The organism is Flavobacterium chungangensis, assembly GCF_042654045.1.
GTDB classification, from domain to species: Bacteria; Bacteroidota; Bacteroidia; order Flavobacteriales; family Flavobacteriaceae; genus Flavobacterium; species Flavobacterium chungangensis.
Map to the genome: position 1 here is coordinate 1 of NZ_JBHSFY010000004.1, position 22,469 is coordinate 22,469.

At 34.3% G+C, this 22,469-nt stretch carries 20 protein-coding genes and 1 tRNA gene; 11 read left to right on the forward strand and 10 right to left on the reverse strand.

Annotated features, from left to right (window positions below):
- Positions 1 to 369: 369 nt before the first annotated feature.
- Entirely contained in the window at positions 370 to 2,610 is a 2,241-nt protein-coding gene (locus ACFO3N_RS07365; protein WP_379796476.1) for a hypothetical protein, read from the reverse strand.
- 246 nt (positions 2,611 to 2,856) lie between these two features.
- Positions 2,857 to 2,973: transfer RNA gene (locus tag ACFO3N_RS07370), tRNA-OTHER, on the reverse strand.
- Between the two features lie 488 nt (positions 2,974 to 3,461).
- On the opposite strand from ACFO3N_RS07370, the gene ACFO3N_RS07375 reads away from it, so the two are divergent.
- From ACFO3N_RS07375 to ACFO3N_RS07410, 8 genes are all read left to right on the forward strand, one after another.
- Positions 3,462 to 4,076 (forward strand): HD domain-containing protein, encoded by a 615-nt coding sequence (locus tag ACFO3N_RS07375; protein ID WP_379796478.1) that lies wholly within the window; start codon positions 3,462 to 3,464, stop codon positions 4,074 to 4,076.
- A 207-nt stretch (positions 4,077 to 4,283) separates the two neighbouring features.
- Entirely contained in the window at positions 4,284 to 5,321 is a 1,038-nt protein-coding gene (locus tag ACFO3N_RS07380) for a helix-turn-helix transcriptional regulator (RefSeq protein ID WP_379796480.1), read from the forward strand.
- A 221-nt stretch (positions 5,322 to 5,542) separates the two neighbouring features.
- Entirely contained in the window at positions 5,543 to 6,001 is a 459-nt protein-coding gene (locus tag ACFO3N_RS07385) for a MarR family winged helix-turn-helix transcriptional regulator (RefSeq protein WP_095928910.1), read from the forward strand.
- Between the two features lie 34 nt (positions 6,002 to 6,035).
- Positions 6,036 to 8,426: a 3-hydroxyacyl-CoA dehydrogenase/enoyl-CoA hydratase family protein gene (locus ACFO3N_RS07390; RefSeq protein WP_379796482.1), complete on the forward strand. Its 2,391-nt coding sequence runs from the start codon at positions 6,036 to 6,038 to the stop codon at positions 8,424 to 8,426.
- Positions 8,427 to 8,456: 30 nt separating this feature from the next.
- Complete coding sequence (locus ACFO3N_RS07395) at positions 8,457 to 8,837, forward strand: four helix bundle protein (RefSeq protein WP_379796484.1); 381 nt, start codon at positions 8,457 to 8,459, stop codon at positions 8,835 to 8,837.
- A gap of 32 nt (positions 8,838 to 8,869) precedes the next feature.
- On the forward strand, positions 8,870 to 10,051 hold the full coding sequence (locus tag ACFO3N_RS07400; RefSeq protein WP_012026720.1) for a thiolase family protein: 1,182 nt from the start codon (positions 8,870 to 8,872) through the stop codon (positions 10,049 to 10,051).
- Positions 10,052 to 10,292: 241 nt separating this feature from the next.
- Complete coding sequence (locus ACFO3N_RS07405; RefSeq protein ID WP_379796486.1) at positions 10,293 to 12,098, forward strand: acyl-CoA dehydrogenase family protein; 1,806 nt, start codon at positions 10,293 to 10,295, stop codon at positions 12,096 to 12,098.
- Positions 12,099 to 12,327: 229 nt separating this feature from the next.
- Entirely contained in the window at positions 12,328 to 13,422 is a 1,095-nt protein-coding gene (locus ACFO3N_RS07410; protein WP_379796488.1) for a glycoside hydrolase family 18 protein, read from the forward strand.
- A gap of 63 nt (positions 13,423 to 13,485) precedes the next feature.
- Here ACFO3N_RS07410 and ACFO3N_RS07415 read toward each other — a convergent pair whose 3' ends face one another.
- From ACFO3N_RS07415 to ACFO3N_RS07430, 4 genes are all read right to left on the reverse strand, one after another.
- Positions 13,486 to 13,971, reverse strand: a complete 486-nt coding sequence (locus ACFO3N_RS07415; protein ID WP_379796490.1) for a hypothetical protein — start codon at positions 13,969 to 13,971, stop codon at positions 13,486 to 13,488.
- 82 nt (positions 13,972 to 14,053) lie between these two features.
- Complete coding sequence (locus ACFO3N_RS07420) at positions 14,054 to 14,962, reverse strand: transporter (protein WP_379796492.1); 909 nt, start codon at positions 14,960 to 14,962, stop codon at positions 14,054 to 14,056.
- Positions 14,963 to 15,003: 41 nt separating this feature from the next.
- On the reverse strand, positions 15,004 to 15,519 hold the full coding sequence (locus tag ACFO3N_RS07425) for a DUF4251 domain-containing protein (RefSeq protein WP_379796494.1): 516 nt from the start codon (positions 15,517 to 15,519) through the stop codon (positions 15,004 to 15,006).
- 4 nt (positions 15,520 to 15,523) lie between these two features.
- Positions 15,524 to 15,952, reverse strand: coding sequence for an META domain-containing protein (locus ACFO3N_RS07430; RefSeq protein ID WP_379796496.1), 429 nt, complete (start codon positions 15,950 to 15,952; stop codon positions 15,524 to 15,526).
- Positions 15,953 to 16,164: 212 nt separating this feature from the next.
- On the opposite strand from ACFO3N_RS07430, the gene ACFO3N_RS07435 reads away from it, so the two are divergent.
- Together ACFO3N_RS07435 and ACFO3N_RS07440 are read left to right on the forward strand one after the other, a co-directional pair.
- Positions 16,165 to 16,692: a superoxide dismutase family protein gene (locus tag ACFO3N_RS07435; RefSeq protein WP_379796498.1), complete on the forward strand. Its 528-nt coding sequence runs from the start codon at positions 16,165 to 16,167 to the stop codon at positions 16,690 to 16,692.
- 109 nt (positions 16,693 to 16,801) lie between these two features.
- Positions 16,802 to 18,004, forward strand: coding sequence for an LETM1-related biofilm-associated protein (locus tag ACFO3N_RS07440; RefSeq protein ID WP_320492174.1), 1,203 nt, complete (start codon positions 16,802 to 16,804; stop codon positions 18,002 to 18,004).
- A 41-nt stretch (positions 18,005 to 18,045) separates the two neighbouring features.
- Here the strand turns inward: ACFO3N_RS07440 and can are convergent, their stop codons facing one another.
- The 4 genes from can to ACFO3N_RS07460 all read right to left on the reverse strand — a co-directional run bounded on the left by can (position 18,046) and on the right by ACFO3N_RS07460 (position 21,403).
- On the reverse strand, positions 18,046 to 18,681 hold the full coding sequence (can, locus tag ACFO3N_RS07445; protein WP_250836898.1) for a carbonate dehydratase: 636 nt from the start codon (positions 18,679 to 18,681) through the stop codon (positions 18,046 to 18,048).
- A 114-nt stretch (positions 18,682 to 18,795) separates the two neighbouring features.
- The gene (locus ACFO3N_RS07450) at positions 18,796 to 20,442 is read right to left on the reverse strand and encodes a SulP family inorganic anion transporter (RefSeq protein ID WP_379796501.1); all 1,647 of its coding nucleotides are present in this window, start codon (positions 20,440 to 20,442) and stop codon (positions 18,796 to 18,798) included.
- A gap of 33 nt (positions 20,443 to 20,475) precedes the next feature.
- The gene (locus ACFO3N_RS07455; protein WP_379796503.1) at positions 20,476 to 20,655 is read right to left on the reverse strand and encodes a hypothetical protein; all 180 of its coding nucleotides are present in this window, start codon (positions 20,653 to 20,655) and stop codon (positions 20,476 to 20,478) included.
- Positions 20,656 to 20,923: 268 nt separating this feature from the next.
- Entirely contained in the window at positions 20,924 to 21,403 is a 480-nt protein-coding gene (locus tag ACFO3N_RS07460) for a Dps family protein (RefSeq protein WP_095928924.1), read from the reverse strand.
- 107 nt (positions 21,404 to 21,510) lie between these two features.
- Between ACFO3N_RS07460 and ACFO3N_RS07465 the strand changes: the two genes are divergently transcribed.
- Positions 21,511 to 22,455 (forward strand): LysR substrate-binding domain-containing protein, encoded by a 945-nt coding sequence (locus tag ACFO3N_RS07465; protein WP_379796506.1) that lies wholly within the window; start codon positions 21,511 to 21,513, stop codon positions 22,453 to 22,455.
- Positions 22,456 to 22,469: the final 14 nt, after the last annotated feature.

Below are 22,469 nucleotides of genomic sequence, written 5' to 3' on the forward strand. Positions count from 1 at the left end.
TTCTATCTGAGTCTTTGATGAAAGGGAAGCTAAAGTCTTAATCAGGATATGAGTCTCAAGCTCAGAGGAACGAACAGTTTACTTTTGCTTCCTTTCTCAATCATAAATCTACTTAAATTTTAAAAAACAAATCTAAAGGAGGAACGAAGGATCACATCCAATATTCCTCAAAGAGAATCGCCAATCTTTGTCGAGTTTCTTGTGTGATCCTTCGTTCCTCAAGATGACAAACAGTACGTTTAATAAAAAACTTAAAAAACTTTGCGCCTTCGCGCCTTTGCGAGATTAAATTTACCAATCTTTGCGGAGACGCACAGCAGTGCGCCCCTACAAAAACCTTTGTCACTTTGTTACTATGAACCTTTGCAACTAATCCACCAACAATTGCGTAACAGCCGCTGGATTCATCGCCCATTGTGCTGTATAAACCTCATCGGCAACTTCATTTTCAGTAATCGTTAAACCTTGAGCTTCCGCTTTAAGTTGTAACAAACTACCAATATTCAATTTGCTGTTTAGTTTTGCTAACAACGCCTGAACTCCTTTGAAATCCAAACCGCCTACAACCTGACCTCCGAAAGTCATCTCTAACCAAACGATTTCTCTTTTGGCTACATCCAACACTCCAAAAACCAAACCTTTAGCAACATTCTGCGTCACACGAACCTGATGATCTACACACGACGGATCGTATGCTACACCAGTTTTCTCCGAAATTTTCATCGGGTGTTTGCTGTTCATCCAACCTACGACCAAATTTGGCGTAATACTTCCGTTGCTGTACGCGTTGCAAGTAAAAGTTACAAATTTTGCTTTGGCTTTCGCTAATTCGTCAATGTTAATGTTGATATATTCGGCTGTTCCAATTTTATTCGGAATGCTTCGGATATCACCACTATGCTGACAACCTGTTGTGGTTAATCGGCTGAAAGAACAAATATCGGCTTTATCTTCATAAGCGATATGACAGCTCAAATCCATATCTAAATGCTGTGCCGGCAAATCTTTACCCCATTGCATAAATAATCGCACATCGTTACCTTCAATTGGGAAACGTGTTCCCATTAAAGCAACTGGCAAATCCTGAACCGTTTCGCTTCGATCTCCTATAGAAACTGGAATGTTAAACAATTGCGGATCGATATAGATTGTTTTATTGGTATTAGCAATTTTCGCAAATCGTTTTTTCATGGCCAAAAGACACAATTCTTCAATTTGATTTTTCATTGCTTCCAACTGCACATTATCATACAACTTCAATAAAGCGTTGGCTTCAATTCGTTTGTTGGTTCCACCCAAAGGTTTCACACTTCTTTGCATGTTTTTATCAAAATAATTTTGAGCATACATGTTTAAAGTAAACACCAATCGAGCAGGAACTTTATCGATGATTTCTTCAAAATGGGCAACAGTTTCCTCTGCTCCAAACCAAAGCATGTTCGAAAATAACGAACGTGCAAATAATCCTGGACGTTGTTTTAACAACGTAAATGTTTTATCGGCATCAAACTTTAATCTTGACGAATCTACTTTACTTTGCCAAACGTCATACACTTGGTTGTAGAATATATCCATTAAAAAGTTTAATTTCTCAAACCCTTTTCTTTTGCTGTATTCTGCCAAACGAAGCGCGCGGATAAAACGAACCCACATTCCTCTTTTTGGATGCATGGTTTCACACATTGCCTCCACTTCCATGTCCATATTATTCAACCAATTTGCCACCATTAAACATTCTTTTCGAGAATATTTTAGTTTCAGATCTTTTTGAGAAGCAATTCTTGCCTGAACGCTTGTATCTAAAGCATTATGGAAATGCTGTGCATTTTTTGATGTTCTTTTGATAATCGTTTTTGGCTCAATAATCTGAAGCATTCCTGTGTTTTTATACCATAAGTATCGTAAGATATCTGTCGGCGTTTTCAAAAACTGAGACGCTTCTTCTTCTTTACCATTTTCGATCAAAAGATCAATCACCAGCATTAAAGTTTCCTTCATTGCCACTTCTGTTTTTGGTAAAGGCAAATAGTGCATTGCCAATTTTAAACTATCTACTTGCGTAGCGTCTAAAGCGGTTTTAGATTGCAATAACGAGATATAGAAATCATTTAGATCTTTTTCTGTCCATAATTCAAGCATTTTCAATTTGCTTCCTTGACCGATATTTTCCAGTTTTCCAAATTCAAACGGAGTTCCGCAGAACGGACAGCCGTTGTATCTTTCTAATGGAAAAGTATTATCCGGGATAATATGTCCGCATTGTAAAGCTGTTCCGTTTTTAGTTTTAAAAACGTTTCCAAAATATGTGATAATATGATCTAAAACAGATTCGCCTGTTGGAACGTTCCATTCTTTTACCAATGGCGTCCAGTTTTTATCTGTTCCTAAAACTTCTCTTAAAACTTCTAAAACCTCAATTTTATAATTTGGGTTTACATTGTTTAAAGCATGCAATAATGACTCAGAAAATGTAAATCCAAGTTTTGAAACATTGGCTAACAAAACTGAAGTTGTTCCTGATAAATTTTTAACATCATTCGTAATCATTTCTGATGGAATGAAAATAGCATTTTGGCGTAAACTGATTTTTAATAATTCTTTTGTTTTCATTTTTTTAATTTTTAAAATTTAGATAATGGTGTTTCTGAGTTCTACCTAAAAGATTTTTGAAGTAAGAAACACTTGACCTGAAATTGGAGTGTAATGAATTAGCTGATTCAAATTGGAAGTTTGCGGGTTTCCCCAAGAAGTAAGCTAATTTTGACCCTCTTTTTTTATTAATGATGATTTTAAAACTTGCCGGACTCGAACCGGAGTACCAATTTTCTGAAGTAAGTTTCAATTGACCATTAATTGTGGAGCAGGTGGGATTCGAACCCACGACACGGACATTAAAAGTGTAAGAAGTAAATTTTGATTGACCTTTAATTGATAATTTCAAAACTACCTGCTCTACCACTGAGCTACTGCCCCAATTATGATTATAAAATAAAAAGGTAATGGTTTAAGTGTGTACATTGGAAAGTGTTTTCGAAGTAACTCAAACTTGACCTGTTTTATTCTTTTTTCTATTTCTATGAACGTTTGTTTTTATTTCTGAACAAAGATTTCTAAACTAGTGCGCAGTAATTTTGCGTAGTAAAAATTTTGTTTCATTTTTTAGAAATACTATTTGTTTTATTTCCTGAGCAAAGATTTCAAAACTACTACGCAATTATTTTGCGCAGTAAAAAAAGAATTTTAAATTTGAGTAAATATTAATTTGAAAAAAGCGCGTAAGTCCCAGAGAGGACGACATATTTATAGCTCTTTGATGATGCCTAAAAAGAGCCCCAGCGGGGCGACATATTTTTTAATAAAGCCCAACTTAAGTGTCGCTCCGCTGGAGCTTTATGATTGGGTCTTATAAATTAGCTATAAATATTTAGCTCATCTGGAGCTTAAAAAATCCACTTACGATTATGAATTTAGAAAAAATTTATTCTGATTTACTCTCCAATATTGGCTTTTCAGCATATGAAATTCAGAAAAACTGGAAAGATTTAGAAAAGGAATATTCCAAAAAATCAAGGCATTATCATAATCTCACCCATTTAAAAGAAATGATTGCCAGTTTTGAAATTTATCGCGATAAACTTCAAAATCCAGATGAAGTATTATTTTCTATTTTTTATCATGATTTTGTTTATTCCGCATCTAAAAAAGATAACGAACTCAAAAGTGCTGAGTTTGCTTTGGCAGTTTTATCTGAAAAAGTAGATCTAAATAAACAATTAGTTTTTGATGCAATCTGCGCAACACAGCAACATCAATACAATGCCATCGAAGATATCAATTGGTTAATCGATTTTGATTTAAAAATTCTGGCTAAAGATTGGGACGATTATAAAATCTACTTTGAACAAATTAGAAAAGAATATCGCATTTATCCTGATTTTCTATACAAACCCGGACGCGCAAAAGCGTTGAAGCATTTTCTGGAAAACGAATTTATTTTTCAGACTGATGCGTTTAGGAGTTTGTATGAAGAGAAAGCGAGAGCTAATATTGAAAAGGAAATAAAGTTATTAAACTAAAAATTGAATCTCGCAAAGACGCTAAGATGCAAAGTTTTTTTGTTTCACGCAGATTTTACGGATTTGAGCAGATCTAAAAAGATTTTTATTTTTTAAATAATCTGCTGAATCTGCCTAAATCATTTTAATCTGCGTGAAATAAATCTTAATAATCATTGAATTAAAAAACTTTGCGCCTTCGCGACTTTGTGGCAAAACAATACAAAAATGTCACAAAACAAAAACGCCTTAATACGATACAAAACCATCGATAAATGCCTTCAAAATAAATACAGACAATGGACACTCGAAGATTTAATCGAAGAATGTTCTGAAGCTTTATTTGAATATGAAGGGCGCCAAAACCCAATCAGCAAACGAACCATTCAGATGGATATTCAGCTGATGCGAAGTGAAAAACTGGGTTATAATGCTCCGATCGTGGTTTACGATAAAAAGTATTATAAATATGAAGAAGAAGATTTTTCGATAACCGATATTCCGCTTACGGAAACCGACATGAATGTTTTGACCGAAACGGTCTCGATGCTAAAACAGTTTAAAGATTTCTCTTTATTTAATGATGTATCGGATATTCTACAGCGATTAGAGGATAAAATCTACGCCGAGAAATCGCATACTAAACCCGTTATATATCTGGATAAAAATGAGAAACTAAAAGGACTCCATTATCTAGACGAAATCTATCAGGCAATTATCAAAAAAATGGTTCTCATTATTACGTATAAATCTTTTAAATCTGCTGAAGAAAGCAAATTCCATTTTCATCCTTTCATATTGAAGGAATTCAATAACCGCTGGTTTTTAATCGGAAAGAAAAAAGCCTCGCAGCCCATTACCAATTTGGCTTTGGATAGAATCATTTCTATTGATTACGATTTTAATCATCCTTACTTAGAAGAAGATTTTGACGCTGACATTTATTACAAAGATGTCATTGGTGTTACCGTAAATTCAGGATTGAACGCAAGACGAATTGAATTATGGGTCGATGCTTCGAATGCGCCTTATGTACTCACAAAACCTTTGCATACGTCTCAGCGATTAATTAAGGAAAATGAAGACGGGAGTGTTATTATACATATATATGTAATACCAAATTATGAAATGGAAAGACTCCTTCTAGGTTTTGGAAGCTGTCTGGAAATTTTAAGACCTGAAAGTCTGAGAAATCGTATGAAAAAGACCCTTCAGGAGGCAATTTCACGTTACGATTCTGAAAAACCAACTGAAATAAATGCATGATTTTTTACAGAATACAGAAATAAATGCTTTTTAAAAATTAAAAAAAGATTTTTACCGCATTAAAAATGTTAAAATCTAAAAAAAGAATAGTATATTTCACTTAAAATAAACTACCAAAACCCTCTAAATCAGGGATATTTTATAACTAACCAAAAATTTATTAAAAAATTATATGCATGCATAGTATTTTTTAATTATATTTGAAATCGATATAGTTACCTATGAAAGACAAAACGATAGATTATATTTTAAGAGCGACATGGCAAGCTGTTTCAAGAATGTATAATGAAGAAGCGGCTAAATATGATGCAACAATGGCGACAGGATTTGCTCTTTTAAGTATGGACAAGGAAGAAGGAACTCCATCAACGGCTCTGGGCCCTAGAATGGGCATGGAAGCCACCAGCTTGACAAGAACTTTAAAATCTATGGAAGAAAAAGGTTTGATTGTTCGCAAAAAGAACCCAAGCGACGGTAGAGGTGTTTTAATCTATCTGACCGATTTTGGGAAAGAAAAAAGAGATTTATCTAAAAATACAGTTCTGAAGTTTAATGAAATGGTAAGAAAACATGTTTCGGAAGAAAAACTGAATCATTTTATCGAGGTTTCTGAAATTATAAATGAACTGATACACGATAAAAACATATTTAATCAAACAGAAAACACAGAAAAAGAATAATATTCTTTTCCTCCTACAAACAAATAATAACAATATGAAACGCACAATTAAAAAAGTTGCTGTAATTGGATCCGGAATTATGGGTTCAGGTATAGCTTGTCATTTTGCTAACATTGGTGTCGAAGTTTTACTTCTGGACATTGTACCGCGTGAACTGACCGAAGCTGAAGCTAAAAAAGGATTAACACTTGAAAGTAAAGCCGTTCGCAACCGTGTGGTAAACGAACATTTGGCGAATTCATTAAAATCAAAACCATCTCCTATTTACAGCCAAAAATTCGCAAACCGAATTACGACTGGAAATACGACAGATGATATGGCAAAAATTGCTAATGTTGACTGGATTATCGAGGTTGTTGTGGAGCGTTTAGACATTAAGAAATTAGTTTTTGAACAAATTGAGAAATTCCGTAAACCGGGAACTTTAGTTACTTCTAATACTTCTGGTATTCCAATTCATTTTATGAGTGAAGGAAGAAGCGAAGATTTCCAACAGCACTTCTGCGGAACTCACTTTTTTAACCCTGCGCGTTACTTAAAATTATTTGAAATTATTCCTGGTCCAAAAACTTCTACTGAAGTATTGGATTTCTTAAACGAATACGGATCTAAATTCTTAGGAAAAACTTCTGTTGTTGCTAAAGATACTCCGGCGTTTATTGGAAATAGAATTGGTATTTACGGAATCCAAAGTTTATTCCACTTAGTAAAAGAAATGGGATTAACAATTGAAGAAGTTGATAAATTGACAGGGCCAGTAATTGGTCGCCCAAAATCAGCTACTTTCCGTACCGTTGACGTTGTTGGTTTGGATACTTTGGTACACGTTGCCAATGGTATTTACGAAAACTGCCCGAATGACGAACAACACGAATTGTTCAAACTTCCTGATTTCATCAACAAAATGATGGAAAATAATTGGTTAGGAAGCAAAACTGGACAAGGTTTTTATAAAAAAGTAGATAAAGATATTCTTTCTTTAGACTTAGATACATTAGAATACCGCGCTGCGAAAAAAGCAAATTTTGCTACTCTTGAATTAACTAAAACTATCGATAAACCTATCAATCGTTTTAAAGTTTTAGTAAAAGGAACAGACAAAGCGGGAGAATTCTACCGTAAGAGTTTCGCTGGAATGTTTGCGTATGTATCAAACAGAGTTCCTGAAATCTCAGACGAATTATATAAAATTGACGATGCCATGAAAGCTGGTTTTGGATGGGAAAATGGTCCATTCGAAATCTGGGATGCTATTGGTGTTGCGAAAGGAATTGAAATCATGAAAGCTGAAGGTTTAGAGCCTGCTGCATGGGTTACTGAAATGTTGGCTTCTGGAAGCGACAGTTTCTATACTGTGAAAGAAGGAGCGACTTATTTCTATAACATTCCAACAAAATCTCAAGTAAAAGTTCCTGGACAAGATTCATTCATTATCCTAAACAACATTCGCGAAAGCAAAAAAGTTTGGAGCAATAGCGGTGCAATCATTCAGGATTTAGGAGACGGAATTTTAAACTTAGAATTCCAATCTAAAATGAATACTATTGGTGGCGACGTTCTACAAGCTATCAATAAAGCAATCGACTTATCTGAAAAAGAATATCAAGGTTTAGTTATTGGTAACCAAGCGGCGAATTTCTCTGTTGGAGCTAATATCGGAATGATTTTCATGATGGCGGTTGAGCAGGAATATGACGAATTGAACATGGCGATCAAATTATTCCAAGATACTATGATGCGTGTTCGTTACTCTTCTATTCCAGTTGTAGTAGCGCCTCACGGAATGACTTTTGGAGGTGGATGCGAAATGAGTTTACATGCTGATAAAGTGGTTGCTGCTGCAGAAACTTATATGGGATTAGTTGAATTTGGTGTTGGAGTTATCCCTGGTGGTGGTGGTTCTAAAGAAATGACTTTAAGAGCTTCAGATTTATTCCGCAAAAACGACGTGGAATTGAACGTTCTTCAAGAGTATTTCTTGACAATCGCAATGGCTAAAGTTTCGACTTCTGGTTACGAAGCTTTTGATACTGGACTTCTTCAACATGGAAAAGACGTTATTGTCGTAAACAAAGATCGTCAGATTGCTGAAGCTAAAAAACATGCTTTGTTAATGGCTGAAGCTGGTTATACACAGCCAATCAGAAGAAATGATATTAAAGTTTTAGGAAAACAAGCTTTGGGTATGTTCTTAGTAGGAACAGATCAAATGCAAGCTGGAAAATACATTTCTGAACACGACAAGAAAATCGCTAACAAACTGGCTTATGTAATGGCGGGTGGTGATTTATCTGAAGCAACTTTAGTATCTGAACAATATTTATTAGATATCGAACGTGAAGCTTTCTTGAGTTTATGTACAGAACGTAAAACGTTAGAAAGAATCCAGTACATGTTGACTAAAGGAAAACCTTTGAGAAACTAGTATCAAGTAATAAGAATTAAGTATTAAGAAATGCACCAGTTTGAAAAATTAAAGATTTGGCAAAAAGCAATGGATATAACGGTTTATGTTTATGAAATCTCAGCATTGCTGCCAAATGATGAAAAATTCAATTTAATTCATCAAATAAAAAAATGTGCTGTTTCTATTCCTTCAAATATTGCTGAAGGTTCAGGTAGAAATTCAGATAAAGAATTTATGCATTTTTTAGGAATTGCAAATGGCTCAACTTTTGAATTAATAACCCAATTAATACTTGCAAAAAGACTTAAGCTTGTTAATGAAGATTTAATTCAACCAACTATTAATCAATTAGTAGAAGTTTCGAATATGAATTTTTCATTTCAAAGATCATTAAAGGATAAAATCAACAAAACAATTGGAAAATCTTAATACTTAATTCTCCAATCTTAATACAATCATTTATGAAAACAGCATATATAGTAAAAGCATATAGAACAGCAGTTGGAAAAGCTCCAAAAGGTGTTTTTAGATTTAAAAGACCTGATGAATTAGCAGCTGAAACCATTCAGTTTATGATGGACGAACTGCCTAATTTCGATAAAAAACGTATCGACGACGTTATGGTAGGAAATGCCATGCCGGAAGCAGAACAAGGTCTTAACGTTGGACGTTTGATTTCTTTAATGGGATTAAAAGTGGAAGACGTTCCTGGAGTTACAGTAAATCGTTACTGCGCATCTGGATTAGAAACTATAGGAATGGCAACTGCTAAAATTCAATCAGGAATGGCAGATTGTATCATTGCCGGTGGTGCAGAAAGTATGAGTTATATTCCGATGGGAGGTTACAAACCAACTCCAGATTATAAAGTTGCCGCAGCAGGTCACGAAGATTACTATTGGGGAATGGGTTTAACTGCGGAAGCGGTGGCTAATCAATACAAAATCTCAAGAGAAGATCAGGATGAGTTCGCTTACAACTCTCACATGAAAGCATTAAAAGCGCAAGCAGAAGGAAAATTTGACAAACAAATCGTTCCAATTACTGTTGAGCAGACTTTCATCAATGAAAATGGTAAAAAAGAAACAAAATCATACGTTGTAAATAAAGACGAAGGACCAAGAGCTGGAACTTCTAAAGAAGCTTTAGCAGGTTTAAAACCAGTTTTTGCTGCTGACGGAAGCGTAACTGCTGGTAACTCTTCTCAAATGAGCGACGGTGCTGCTTTCGTTTTAATCATGAGCGAAGAAATGGTAAAAGAATTAAACCTTGAACCAATTGCTCGTCTGGTAAACTTTGCTTCTTCTGGTGTTGAACCAAGAATTATGGGTATCGGTCCTGTAAAAGCAATTCCGAAAGCATTGAAACAAGCGGGATTAACATTAAACGATATCGAGTTAATTGAGTTAAACGAGGCTTTTGCTTCACAAGCTTTAGCAGTTACTCGCGAGTTAAACATCAACCCAGAAATCGTAAACGTAAATGGTGGAGCGATCGCTTTAGGTCACCCGCTGGGATGTACAGGAGCTAAACTTTCTGTTCAGTTATTCGACGAAATGAAACGCAGAGGTAACAAATACGGAATCGTGAGTATGTGTGTGGGAACTGGGCAAGGTTCTGCGGGTATATACGAAGTATTATAAGAAAGTATTCTCTCCTATTTGTCATTTCGACGAAGGAGAAATCACACTAGTAATTCGACAAAGTAACCATCTAGTTTGTCATTCCGAGGAACGAGGAATCTCCGCGACGATTATCCGCATAGTTTGTCAATCGTTGTCGAGTTACTTGCGGAGATTCCTCGTTCCTCGGAATGACAAAAAAGCCGGAAATACTAAATTATAAAAGGTTTTAAAATAAAAAACATACAAAAAAACATTAGCAATGGCAGATACAATCGAAAAAAACGTGACTCGTGGTGGTCAGTTTTTAGTTAAAGAAACAAAATGCGAGGATATCTTCACACCAGAAGATTTCTCGGAAGAGCAGTTAATGATGCGTGACTCTGTAAAGGAGTTCGTAGACAAAGAATTATGGGCGCATAAAGATCGTTTTGAGAAAAAAGATTACGCTTATACAGAATCTTCTATGCGTAAAGCTGGTGAACTAGGGCTTCTTGGAGTTGCAGTTCCAGAAGAATACGGCGGATTAGGAATGGGATTTGTTTCTACAATGTTGGTTTGTGACTACATTTCTGGTGCTACAGGTTCTTTCTCAACTGCTTTTGGTGCGCACACCGGAATTGGAACTATGCCAATTACACTTTACGGTACTGAAGAACAAAAGAAAAAATACGTTCCAAAATTAGCTACTGGAGAATGGTTTGGAGCTTATTGCTTAACTGAACCAGGCGCAGGATCTGATGCTAACTCAGGAAAAACTAAAGCAGTTTTATCTGAAGACGGAAAATACTACTCTATCACAGGTCAAAAAATGTGGATTTCGAATGCAGGTTTCTGCAGCGTTTTCATCGTTTTTGCTCGTATTGGAGATGATAAAAATATTACAGGTTTCATCGTAGAAAACGATCCTTCAAACGGAATTTCTATGAATGAAGAAGAGCATAAATTAGGAATCCGTGCTTCTTCTACTCGTCAGGTTTTCTTCAACGAAACAAAAGTTCCGGTTGAAAACATGTTATCTGAAAGAGGAAACGGTTTCAAAATTGCAATGAACGCTTTAAATGTTGGTCGTATTAAATTGGCTGCAGCTTGTTTAGATGCTCAAAGAAGAGTTACTTCTGGAGCTGTAAAATATGCTAACGAAAGAATTCAGTTCAATACATCTATTTCATCTTTTGGAGCTATCCGTTCTAAATTAGCTGAAATGGCAACGAATGCTTATGCTGGAGAAAGTGCTTCTTACCGTGCTGCAAAAGATATCGAAGACAGAATCGCTGCTCGTGAAGCAGAAGGAACTTCTCATCAAGAAGCTGAATTGAAAGGTGTTGAAGAATATGCTATCGAGTGTTCTATCTTGAAAGTAGCCGTTTCTGAAGACGTTCAATCTTGTTCTGATGAAGGTATCCAAATTTTTGGTGGAATGGGATTCTCTGAAGATACTCCAATGGAGAGTGCTTGGAGAGATGCTCGTATCGCTCGTATCTACGAAGGAACAAACGAAATCAACAGAATGCTTTCTGTAGGTATGTTGATCAAAAAAGCAATGAAAGGTCACGTTGACTTACTTGGACCAGCAATGAAAGTTCAGGAAGAATTAATGGGAATTCCATCTTTTGATACGCCTGATTTCTCTGAATTATTTGCAGAAGAAAAAGTAATCGTAGCTAACTTGAAAAAAGTTTTCTTAATGGTTGCTGGTAGCGCTGTTCAAAAATATGGTCCTGAATTAGATGCTCACCAACAATTGTTAATGGCAGCTTCTGATATCTTAATCGAGATCTACATGGCTGAAAGTACAATTTTGAGAACTGAAAAATTAGCAAAAGCTCAAGGCGAAGATAAAGTTCAAGAGCAAATTGCTATGGCAAAATTATACTTATACAAAGCAGTTGACATCGTAAACTTAAGAGGAAAAGAAGGAATTGCTTCTTTCGCTGAAGGTGATGAACAACGTATGATGTTAATGGGACTTAAACGTTTCACTAAATATACTAATCTGCCAAACGTTGTGGCATTGAGAGAAAAAATTGCAGCAAAATTAGTAGCAGAAGATACTTACTGCTTCTAATATCAAAATAGTTTTTAGCTTTTAATTTGTTTAAGCCCGCGCAAGTCCGAAACTGCGCGGGCTTATTTTTTTGTAATTTTCCATGAAAGACATCACTTACAAGACGCAATATTTTTGCAGAAATTTGCAAAATATTCGTTAAAATTAACTTTCTAGAGCATTCATGATGTTAAATATTAAATGTATTACAGTATATTTAACATTCTAAAAACTATAAAAAAACAAAATAATGAAACAAATTACTCTAATCGCATCCTTTTTGCTGTGTTTTGGTATTACAACCACCTTTGCACAGAAAAACAAAAAAATGGATATTATTGCCTACTATACTGGCGACTCTAAACTTATTGACCAATATGAGGTCAGCAAATTAAACCAGATTATCTTTAGTTTTTGTCATTTAAAAGATGGGAAATTAAGCGTTGATTCGGCTAAAGACTCTATCACTATCAAGCACTTGGTTTCGCTTAAAGCAAAAAATCCGCAACTTAAAATTATCTTATCTCTTGGTGGCTGGGGAGGCTGTGAGCCATGCTCGGAAGCATTTTCAACTGCTGAAGGACGCTTAAAATTTGCAAAATCTGTAAAAGAAGTAAGCGATTATTTTAAAGTTGATGGTTTAGATTTAGATTGGGAATATCCATCAATTGAAGGACTTCCTGGACATTTATACCAAGCTGCTGATAAACCTAATTTTACAGAACTTCTTAAAATTTTACGTTCAACATTAGGAAAAAAATATGAACTAAGTTTTGCTGCGGGAGGTTTTCAAAAATGTTTAGATGAGTCTATCGACTGGAAAGCTGTAGCTCCATTTGTAAACCGCATTAATATTATGAGTTACGATTTAGTAAACGGATACTCAAAAGTTACAGGGCATCATACACCATTATACAGCACAAATCCGAAAGAAGAATCTACAGATAGAGCTGTTGAGTTTTTACTAAAAGCGGGCGTTCCTGCTGAAAAGTTAGTAATTGGAGGTGCATTCTATACTAGACAATGGAAGAACGTAGAAAACATCAATAACGGATTGTATCAAGCTGGAGAGCATTTTCAAGGTGTTGATTTTAAAAACTATGCTACAACATACACAGAGGCTAACGGCTGGAAATATTTTTATGATGAAAAAGCTCAAGCGCCATATTGGTACAATGCATCAACGAAAACTTTTGCAACATCAGATGATTTAAAATCTATTAAAGCAAAAGCTGAATACGCAAAAGCAAAAAAATTAGGAGGAATTATGTTTTGGGAACTTACTTTGGATAGTTTCCGCGACGGAATGGTAAATGAAATCTACAAAGTTAAAACTGAAAAATAAAAGTAAAATGGGCTGTTTCAAAATTGAGACAGCCCATTTTACTTTTATAAAAATCGTAACAATTTACATTACCTTATTCTTATCCAATTCTCCTATAAACGGAATTGCTTCTAGAATTTCGCTTCTAATTATGGTTTGAAGATATACTTCAAGCTGAATAAACTTTGCTGCATTAATAGAACCAATCGCTTTTTTTGCCTGATTATAAGTTTTAGAATACAATTTCTCATAATCAATATGGTTTTTCAAAGTTGCTTTAGCCAATTGATCTGCTTTTTCATCGGTTAAAGTTTCATAATTAGCAGCATAATCATTTATCAATTGAAACTTAGTCTGCCCTAAAGCTTTTCGCGACGTTTCATAATTATCGTAAACTTTCGTAAAAGCTGTTGCCTGCGCATCAGATAAATTCATGTACTGTTTTACCAATTCAGCTTTAGATTTTCCATAAACACTTTGTACTACTTCCAAATCTTCTTTATAAGAAGATTGCGCATAAGATGAAAATGAGGCTATCGCCATGATAAGAATAAGACTTAATTTTTTCATAGTTTCAATTTTAAATTTGTTTTTAAAAATATATACATACTCAAATATACTGATTTTAAACACATTAACTTCAAAGTAAATTTCAAAAAAATGAATATTGATAAACTGCTGATAAGGCATAATAATTTAGTCCGTTATTGGTATAGGCTCCAATATGATATTGAAATCTAACCGACTGTCCTTTTGCAATTGGAGTAGAAAAAGTACCTCCTACTCGCCAGTTATCAATCTGGCTATCATCTGAAACTCCATCAGTAATAGTTCGACCTCCAAAAAACCAAGTCGTATTAAAACCAACCCACATTTGGTTTTTAAAATAATAGCTTGCATGCGCCTGAAGGCTATAGGTTGGTTTTTGCTCTAATTTTTTCCCTAAATAATCATTATTATCCGTATAAAACCACATCCCGCCATAGGCCTCAGCATAAACGCGAGCAAACCGTTTCGACACCCCTATTTCAGGCTTAAAAGCCCAGCGGTTTGTTCCAATGTTTACTTGTTTATCGCCATAATACCTTCCTGTTGGAATTGAAGTAACCAAACTGACTCCAAGAATTGTTTTTTGTTCAAAACTTCTAAATTCAGATTTATCAAGTGCAGGAGAACCTAATAAATTAATTCCAAAACGCACTTTCATATCTGCAAAACCAGTTCTTGAGCCAGTAACCAGCTGATCACTAATTACAGCAGATCCATCCATAAAAGTAAAAGGTAACGCTACCTGTATACGAGCCAATTTATCTGCCAACCCAAAAGTTCTAATATAATTTACAGCCATATTATGGCTTTGAAGTGTAAAATCTTTTATGGGTAAAGAAGGATCTGTCAGCACATTTCCGTTCATAAAAACATAACCTGCAGCAATTACATTTAAGCTTTTAGGAACATTTGCATACACTCTAGGCTCCAAATCCTGACCCAACGCAGTGAATACACCGAAAAACAAAACCGAAAACTGCCACTTTAATAACCATAAAAAGATTCTTACCATATATTCAGACGAATTTGTGACAAGTTTAGTATTGAATTACATCATTGTTTCTCTGCTGTTTTTGGAGCGTATATCACTCCATCATAACTAATTGGGCCTCTATTATTGCTGCTTACAGAAAGTGTTGTGTTTCCATTATAAAAGATAGAAAACGTTAAATCATATACATCACTAGCACCTCTTACTGTTGCTTTTAAAATAGTATTGTTTTTTTTATTTTCAACTTTAATGTTTTCAGGCTTACCTTCAAATTTTATTCCGCCATCACCATTATACCCAATATTATAACCGCGTCCGAAGAAAGGAAGATCGCAAGTTGTATGATCGGTTTTAAACTTTAAAAAATACGTATTATAGTCCAATTGAAGTAATCGGCCACCTTGGGGTGTTGCTTTTTGAGCTTCGAAAACAAAATTTTGAGAATTTATAAGCGCTTTAATTTCGTTTTGTTTCTTTAATTCTCTTTCTTGCTTGAGTTCTTTTTTTGTCTTTTCTTGTGCAGAAGCTGAAAAATTGAAAACAATCAGGAACAGGAAGATACATAATCTAGTTTCCATAAGCCTATTTTTTAGTAAAACGCATCATTGCAATATCTCCGGAAATGAAATTCAAAGTTTTACCATCATCTGTAATATCGTATGAGGTAATTTTCTGCAGCGTACTCAAATAAGTTTGTTCACCTTGGGATCCATCCAAACACATCATTTTCGTTACTGCCATTGGCTGAGTAAAATCAATTTTGTTGCCATCAACAAGCAATTTCCCCGTGTATGAATTACAGCTTGCGTTACCAGAAACCTGATTTGTTTTGGTATCAAATTCTATGGTTGGTTTTTTATTTGGGTATAATCCATCAAAAGTAATTCGTGGTCCAGAAATGTAATTCAATTCCCAAGTTCCATCAAGCTTAGAAACTGCATCCGTTTTTGCGCATTTGCAAGAAATTAAAAACGAACTAAAAAAAACGAGGGTAAAAATCTTTTTCATCATAACATTAAGGATTAAATGTGAGCGAATTAGATAAATGGTTTTCAGAAATTATTCGTTAAAAACCTACACGAATTTAAACAATATTTTTGGGTTTTAACTCAATCAACATCAAATTATAACGTATAGTTTGACTTTTTTTTAACTTTTAGAGTCAATCAAATCCGTTATTTTATGTTAAATTTACTTAATGTTTAATTAAAATGCCCGTAGATATGAAAAAACTAATTGTTTCTTTCGCTATAATTACTGCCTTAATCATTGGCTGTAAAACAAATAACAAATCAAATGATGCTAAAACTCTAACTGTTGCATTAGAGCCAAAAAGCAACAGTAAAGTTGCCGGAACTGCTACTTTTGTTGAGAAAAACGGTAAAGTAACTTTTACAGCAAAAATAACAGGATTAGAACCTGGAGTGCACGCTATCCATATTCATGAAAAAGCAGATTGTAGTTCTGCCGACGGAAGTTCTGCTGGAGGACACTGGAATCCAACTTTCAAAAAGCATGGAAAATGGGGAGTTGCAGAATATCATAAAGGTGATATCGGAAACTTTACTGCTGATGCAAAAGGGAACGGATCTATTACTTTAACAACTGACGAATGGTGTATTGGATGTGGAGACAGTAATAAAGATGTTCTAGGAAAAGGCTTAATCGTACATGCAGGAACAGATGATTTTACAACCCAACCAACTGGAAATGCAGGAGGAAGAGTTGCTTGTGCAGGAATCATTAAATAAGAAAAATTTGAATAACCGCTATTTTTAACAAAATCTAGCGGTTATTTAATTTTAAAATGAATCCTAAGACAAGAAAAAGGCATAGCTTTGCATCAGCAAAATTAAGTCCATGATTAACCCATCAGCACCAGGCTGGATCGATAAGTTTTTTAGTGAACAGAAGTTTTCAGAAGCAATTCCTTTTGAAACTGTAGATTCGTTTTACTATAAAGTGAGAGAAACGGGGTTTATTTACGGACATATTATCGCCATAGATTCTCAAGTTCCAATTCCGATAAAGGGTTGGTTTAAAACCGAAATTTCAAAAGTTGCCTTACTTAACACACTCTATCATGTCTTTTGTTTAGAGAAAAGAAATTCGGAACCTATACATTTTATTGCTGAAGTTTTAAAGTTCTACAAGCAAATGAATCCAGAAGGATTTAATTTGTTTAAAATTTTATTGCCAAAAGATACTCCTTCTCTATCTCTGGAAAACATTATTGACCAAAGGGTTCAGACGAATGACAGCATCATTAGCAAAAACTTCTCACATTTGGTGACAAACGCTTTATTGTTTATTGATGTTCTGGCCTTTAGACAATATTTAGAGCATGGAGAAATTCCTGAAAAATATTTAAAAAGAATTGAAGAAACGGTTCTTGGAATTGTTGGTTTGGCTTTAAAAACCAAAACAGTAAAATCTCAGCACGACGATCTTTTAATTAAACTTTTTGAAGCTTCCATACGTTATTCAAAGTTTTCGAAAGTTACAGTTGAGACTTTGGAGACTTTAAATCTAGAATACTTTAAAAATAGACTTGAACAATACTATTTAATCGATATGGCCGGAATGGCTTTGTGGAGTGATGGAGTTGTAGAAAATGAAGAATCGTATTTCCTATATTCTTTAGGTTCAACAATGGGAGTTCCTGATGATTTTGTAACGCAAAGCATGGATACAACCAATACTTTTATTACAACTCACAAAAAGAAAATTCCGTACTTTAATTATTCGAATCCTGTTAAACATTTTTATGATCAAATGACACATAGCGTAGTCAAATTAATCATACGGAACAAAAACAGATTGATTAAGGAAATTGTACAGAGTAAGGAATTAATGGTGCTACTCGCCTATTCTACAACTAGAGATTTGGACGCGAAGGAAAAGAAAAAGGTAAAAAAACAGCTTTTGGACATTTGTAAAACCATTCCTTCGTTAACCATATTTTTACTTCCTGGTGGAAGTTTACTTCTTCCAATTCTAATTAAGTTTATCCCAACAATGCTTCCGTCTGCATTTAATGAGAATTTAGACGAAAACGAATAAAAAAAATCGCCCCTTTTGAGGGCGATTTCTATTTTTATCTATTAAAGATCTAATTGGTAAACTTCGTCTAGCTCGTCATTTGAAGCGATATTTACATCTAAATCAGTTACAAAACCAGAATTTAATCCGTAAACCCACCCATGAAGCATTAGGTCTTGGCCATTTTTCCAAGCATTCTGTACAATAGATGTTTTCGCTAAATTGTAAACTTGTTCTTTAGTATTGATTTCAACAAAAGCATTAAAACGCTCTGTTTCATCTTCAATAGAGTTTAAGTATTTATCATGTAAACGATATTCATCTTTAATATGACGAAGCCAGTTATCAATAATTCCAACAGACTGATGTCCCATTGCAGCTTTTACACCACCGCATCCGTAATGTCCACATACAATAACGTGCTTTACTTTCAAAACGTTTACAGCATAATCCAGAACACTAAGCATATTCATATCAGAGTGCACTACCATATTGGCAATATTACGGTGAACAAAAACTTCACCTGGTTTAGCACCAACAATTTCGTTCGCAGGAACACGGCTATCAGAACATCCAATCCATAATAATGGCGGTTGTTGTCCTTTTGCCAAATCAGCAAAATAATTAGGATCTTTTGCCAATGAAGTTTCAACCCACTTCTTATTGTTTTCTAATAACTGCTCATAAAATTTTCTCATTTTTTTATTTTTTGTGTGGTAATTTCTAATTCTACGAATGTCTCAAAAAAGAACTTGAATGTAAAGTTACCTAAAATTTGACATTTCTACGGCTTTAAAAATACCATTTTTTAATTATTCTTCTCTAACAACTTCTTTTTTAACCACTTCCCTTTTTGCCACATCATAGTAATGTTCTATCGTAACATGATTATGGTTTTCGGGCGTATTTTCTAATTCGTAAGCTTCTTTAAATCCTTTAAGCTTCACTTTAATGTTTTCATCTATTGCGCGGGTTTCTTTAAATTCACGAATTAAATCTAAAACATCATGCGAAATATACTCCGTATCATGCGCATTAATAATTACTTTAGAATTTTCTGGAATTTCTGCCAATGTTTGTTTGATTGCCGCTTTATTTAAGAATGAAACTTCCTGAGCCAAGTCTATATGAATAATATCGCCATCTTCATATTCTTCTTTCTTGAAAACATAAGCTCTTTTCAGATTTCCTCTCAACACAAAAATGATACTGATCACAATTCCCAGCGCAACACCTTTTAGCAAATCTGTCGCAACGACAAAGACCAAAGTTGCAATAAAAGGGACAAACTGGTATTTCCCCTTTTTCCAGAAATGCATAAAGGCTGCTGGTTTTGCTAGTTTATATCCAACCAAAATCAAAACTGTTGCCAATGTTGCCAAAGGAATTTTGTTTAAAATTGCGGGTATAGACAATACGCTTATTAATAAAAGAACGCCATGAATTATGGCAGACAATTTAGATTTTGCTCCTGCATTATTGTTAGCAGAAGATCTTACTACTACAGAAGTCATTGGCAAACCTCCTAAAAGAGAACTTACAACATTACCTATGCCTTGTGCTCTTAGCTCTACATTGGTATTGGTGTAACGTTTTTGCACATCCATTCTGTCTGTAGCTTCAATACATAAAAGCGTTTCAATAGAAGCAACTATGGCAATCGTAATAGCAACTACCCAAACTTGCGGATTTGTAACAGCGGTGAAGTCTGGTGTAATTATAATTGATTTAAAGTCATCAAAAGATTTTGGAACTGGCAAAGAAACCAAATGTTCTTTTGCAATTGCCAAAGTGCTTCCTGTAGATATAAATATTTCGTTTAAAACAACTCCAGCAATAACTGCAATCAAAGCTCCAGGAACTAGTTTGATTCTTTTTAAGAAAGGAACCTTATCCCAAGCTAACAAAATTACCAATGAAACTGCAGAAACTACCACAGCTCCTAAATGAATATGATTTAAAACATCAAATAGAAATGAAAAAGAATTACTTCCATCATTTTGAATAAATGCCTGATCTCCTTCAAAATCCGCATCATAACCAAAAGCGTGAGGTATTTGTTTTAAAATGATAATAATTCCGATACCCGCTAGCATTCCCTCAATTACGTTTGTTGGAAAATAGTTCGATATACTTCCAGCCTTTAAAAATCCTAATGCTAATTGAATTAATCCAGCAATAAAAACAGACATTAAAAATACATCGAAAGCTCCTAAATCGGTAATTGCGGTTAAAATGATAGCCGTTAAACCAGCAGCTGGACCTGATACGCTAATATGTGACTGACTTAAATATCCTACAACGATACCACCCACAACACCTGCGATAATTCCAGAAAATAATGGTGCTCCAGAAGCCATTGCAATACCTAAACACAATGGAAGAGCCACCAAGAAAACCACTAAACCTGACGCAAAATCAGATTTAAGGTTGGCAAAAAGATTGATTTTTTTTGTCATAATATAATACTAAAAAAATTATTCATTAAAGATTTACCCCATCTCGATAGAAATGTGGCTAAAGTTCGAAATAATCGGAAGTATTACGTTAGGTGGTGGAGCAAAGATGCTCGGAGAAATGTTGTCTAGTTTGACAATATTTTCAGAAATGATTGTTTTTTTCTCGATGCAAACCGGAATTAAAACTTCATGCTCAAGAATAGTGGGATGCATAACGTTTTTAAGTTCCTTATGCACTTCTTCCTCAGAGATACTAAAAGATATAGCCGTATTATTCCCTTTCTTAATCGCCTGAACAATTGTCGGGGTCGATAAGAAGGCAATAAATATGAATAATAATATGCGGGCTACAAATTTCATCAGAACAAAAATAGCGTTAAACAAATAAAATCAAAGAAAATTCATAGAAATTTAACACAAACAAAAAAGCAGAATGCAATTTTTATTCCATTCTGCTTTTAATTATTTAAAAAACAATTACTTATAAAGTTTCTTCTAACCAAGCGTTCATCATCCAAATTGTTTTTTCCTGCTCAGCAATGAAGTCACTCATCATAGAATTGGTTCCTTCATCATTAATTTCATCAGATTTGTTCAATATTTCTCTCTCGATTTTTAATAAATCTGATAAAGAATGAACAATTAACTGAACTGCTTTTTCATCATTAGAAATATTCTTTCCAACCGTCAATTTATTGTTTTTAATATAATCTTCAAAAGTATGCAGAGGCGTTCCCCCAATGGTCAAAACTCTTTCTGCAATCATATCTATTTTTAATTGTGCATCGGTATACAATTCTTCGAATTTTACATGCAAATCAAAGAAACGCTTTCCGCGAATGTTCCAGTGAATTCCTCTCAAATTTTGATAGTACACTTGAAAATTTGACAATAGCACATTCAATTCTTTTACTAATAATTCTGATTCTTTTACTGGTAATCCTAAAATATTCGTCTTCATAATCTATTTTTTTACACTAATTTACTACAAATTTAGAGTAACTTTACTAAAATAAACATAAATAAAAATTATATTTTCCTATTTTTGCATCACAAATTACTATCAACATGACTATAACTCAATTGCAATATGTGTTAGCGGTGGCTGAGCATAAAAATTTCACTCTTGCTGCTGAAAAATGCTTCGTAACACAGCCAACTTTAAGTATGCAAATACAAAAAATCGAAGAAGAACTTAATATTTTAATTTTCGATAGAAGTAAAAAACCAATTCAGCTGACTGATATAGGACAGAAAATTGTAAATCAAGCTAAAAATATCGTAAACGAGGCGGATCGTATAAAAGATATTGTAGAACAGCAGAAAGGTTTTATTGGCGGAGAATTTCGTTTAGGTATTATTCCAACGATTATGCCTACGCTTTTGCCAATGTTTTTGAATAACTTCATTAAAAAATATCCGAAAGTAAAACTTCTAATTGAAGAGTTGAATACAGAGGAAATTATTCTAAAGCTAAAAAATGGACATTTGGATGCTGCAATTGCCGCAACTCCGTTAGAAGACGAAAAAATCAAAGAAATTGTTTTGTATTTTGAGCCATTCGTAGCCTATATACCAGAACACCACGCAAGTTTCCAGAAAGAAGAAATTGAAGTTTCTGACTTAAACCTAAATGAAATTCTTTTATTGCAAGACGGACATTGTTTTAGGGATGGTATTTTAAATTTATGCAAAAATGTCTCAGACGCCGACCAAAACAATTTCCAGATCCAAAGCGGTAGTTTTGAAACCTTAATTAAATTGGCAGACGAAGGCCTTGGTACAACGTTACTTCCGTACTTGCACACTTTAGACTTAAAAGAATCCGACAAACTGAAGCTCCGTAATTTTAAGGAGCCAAAACCTGCTCGAGAGGTAAGTTTGATCTACCCAAAGAGCGAATTAAAAATGCAAATCATTGACGCATTAAGATCTACAATTGCTGGCGTTGTAAAAGGTGCAATAGTTTTTCAGAATGTTCAAATCATTAGTCCATTACAAAAGAAAGCGTAATAAAAAAGGAGCCA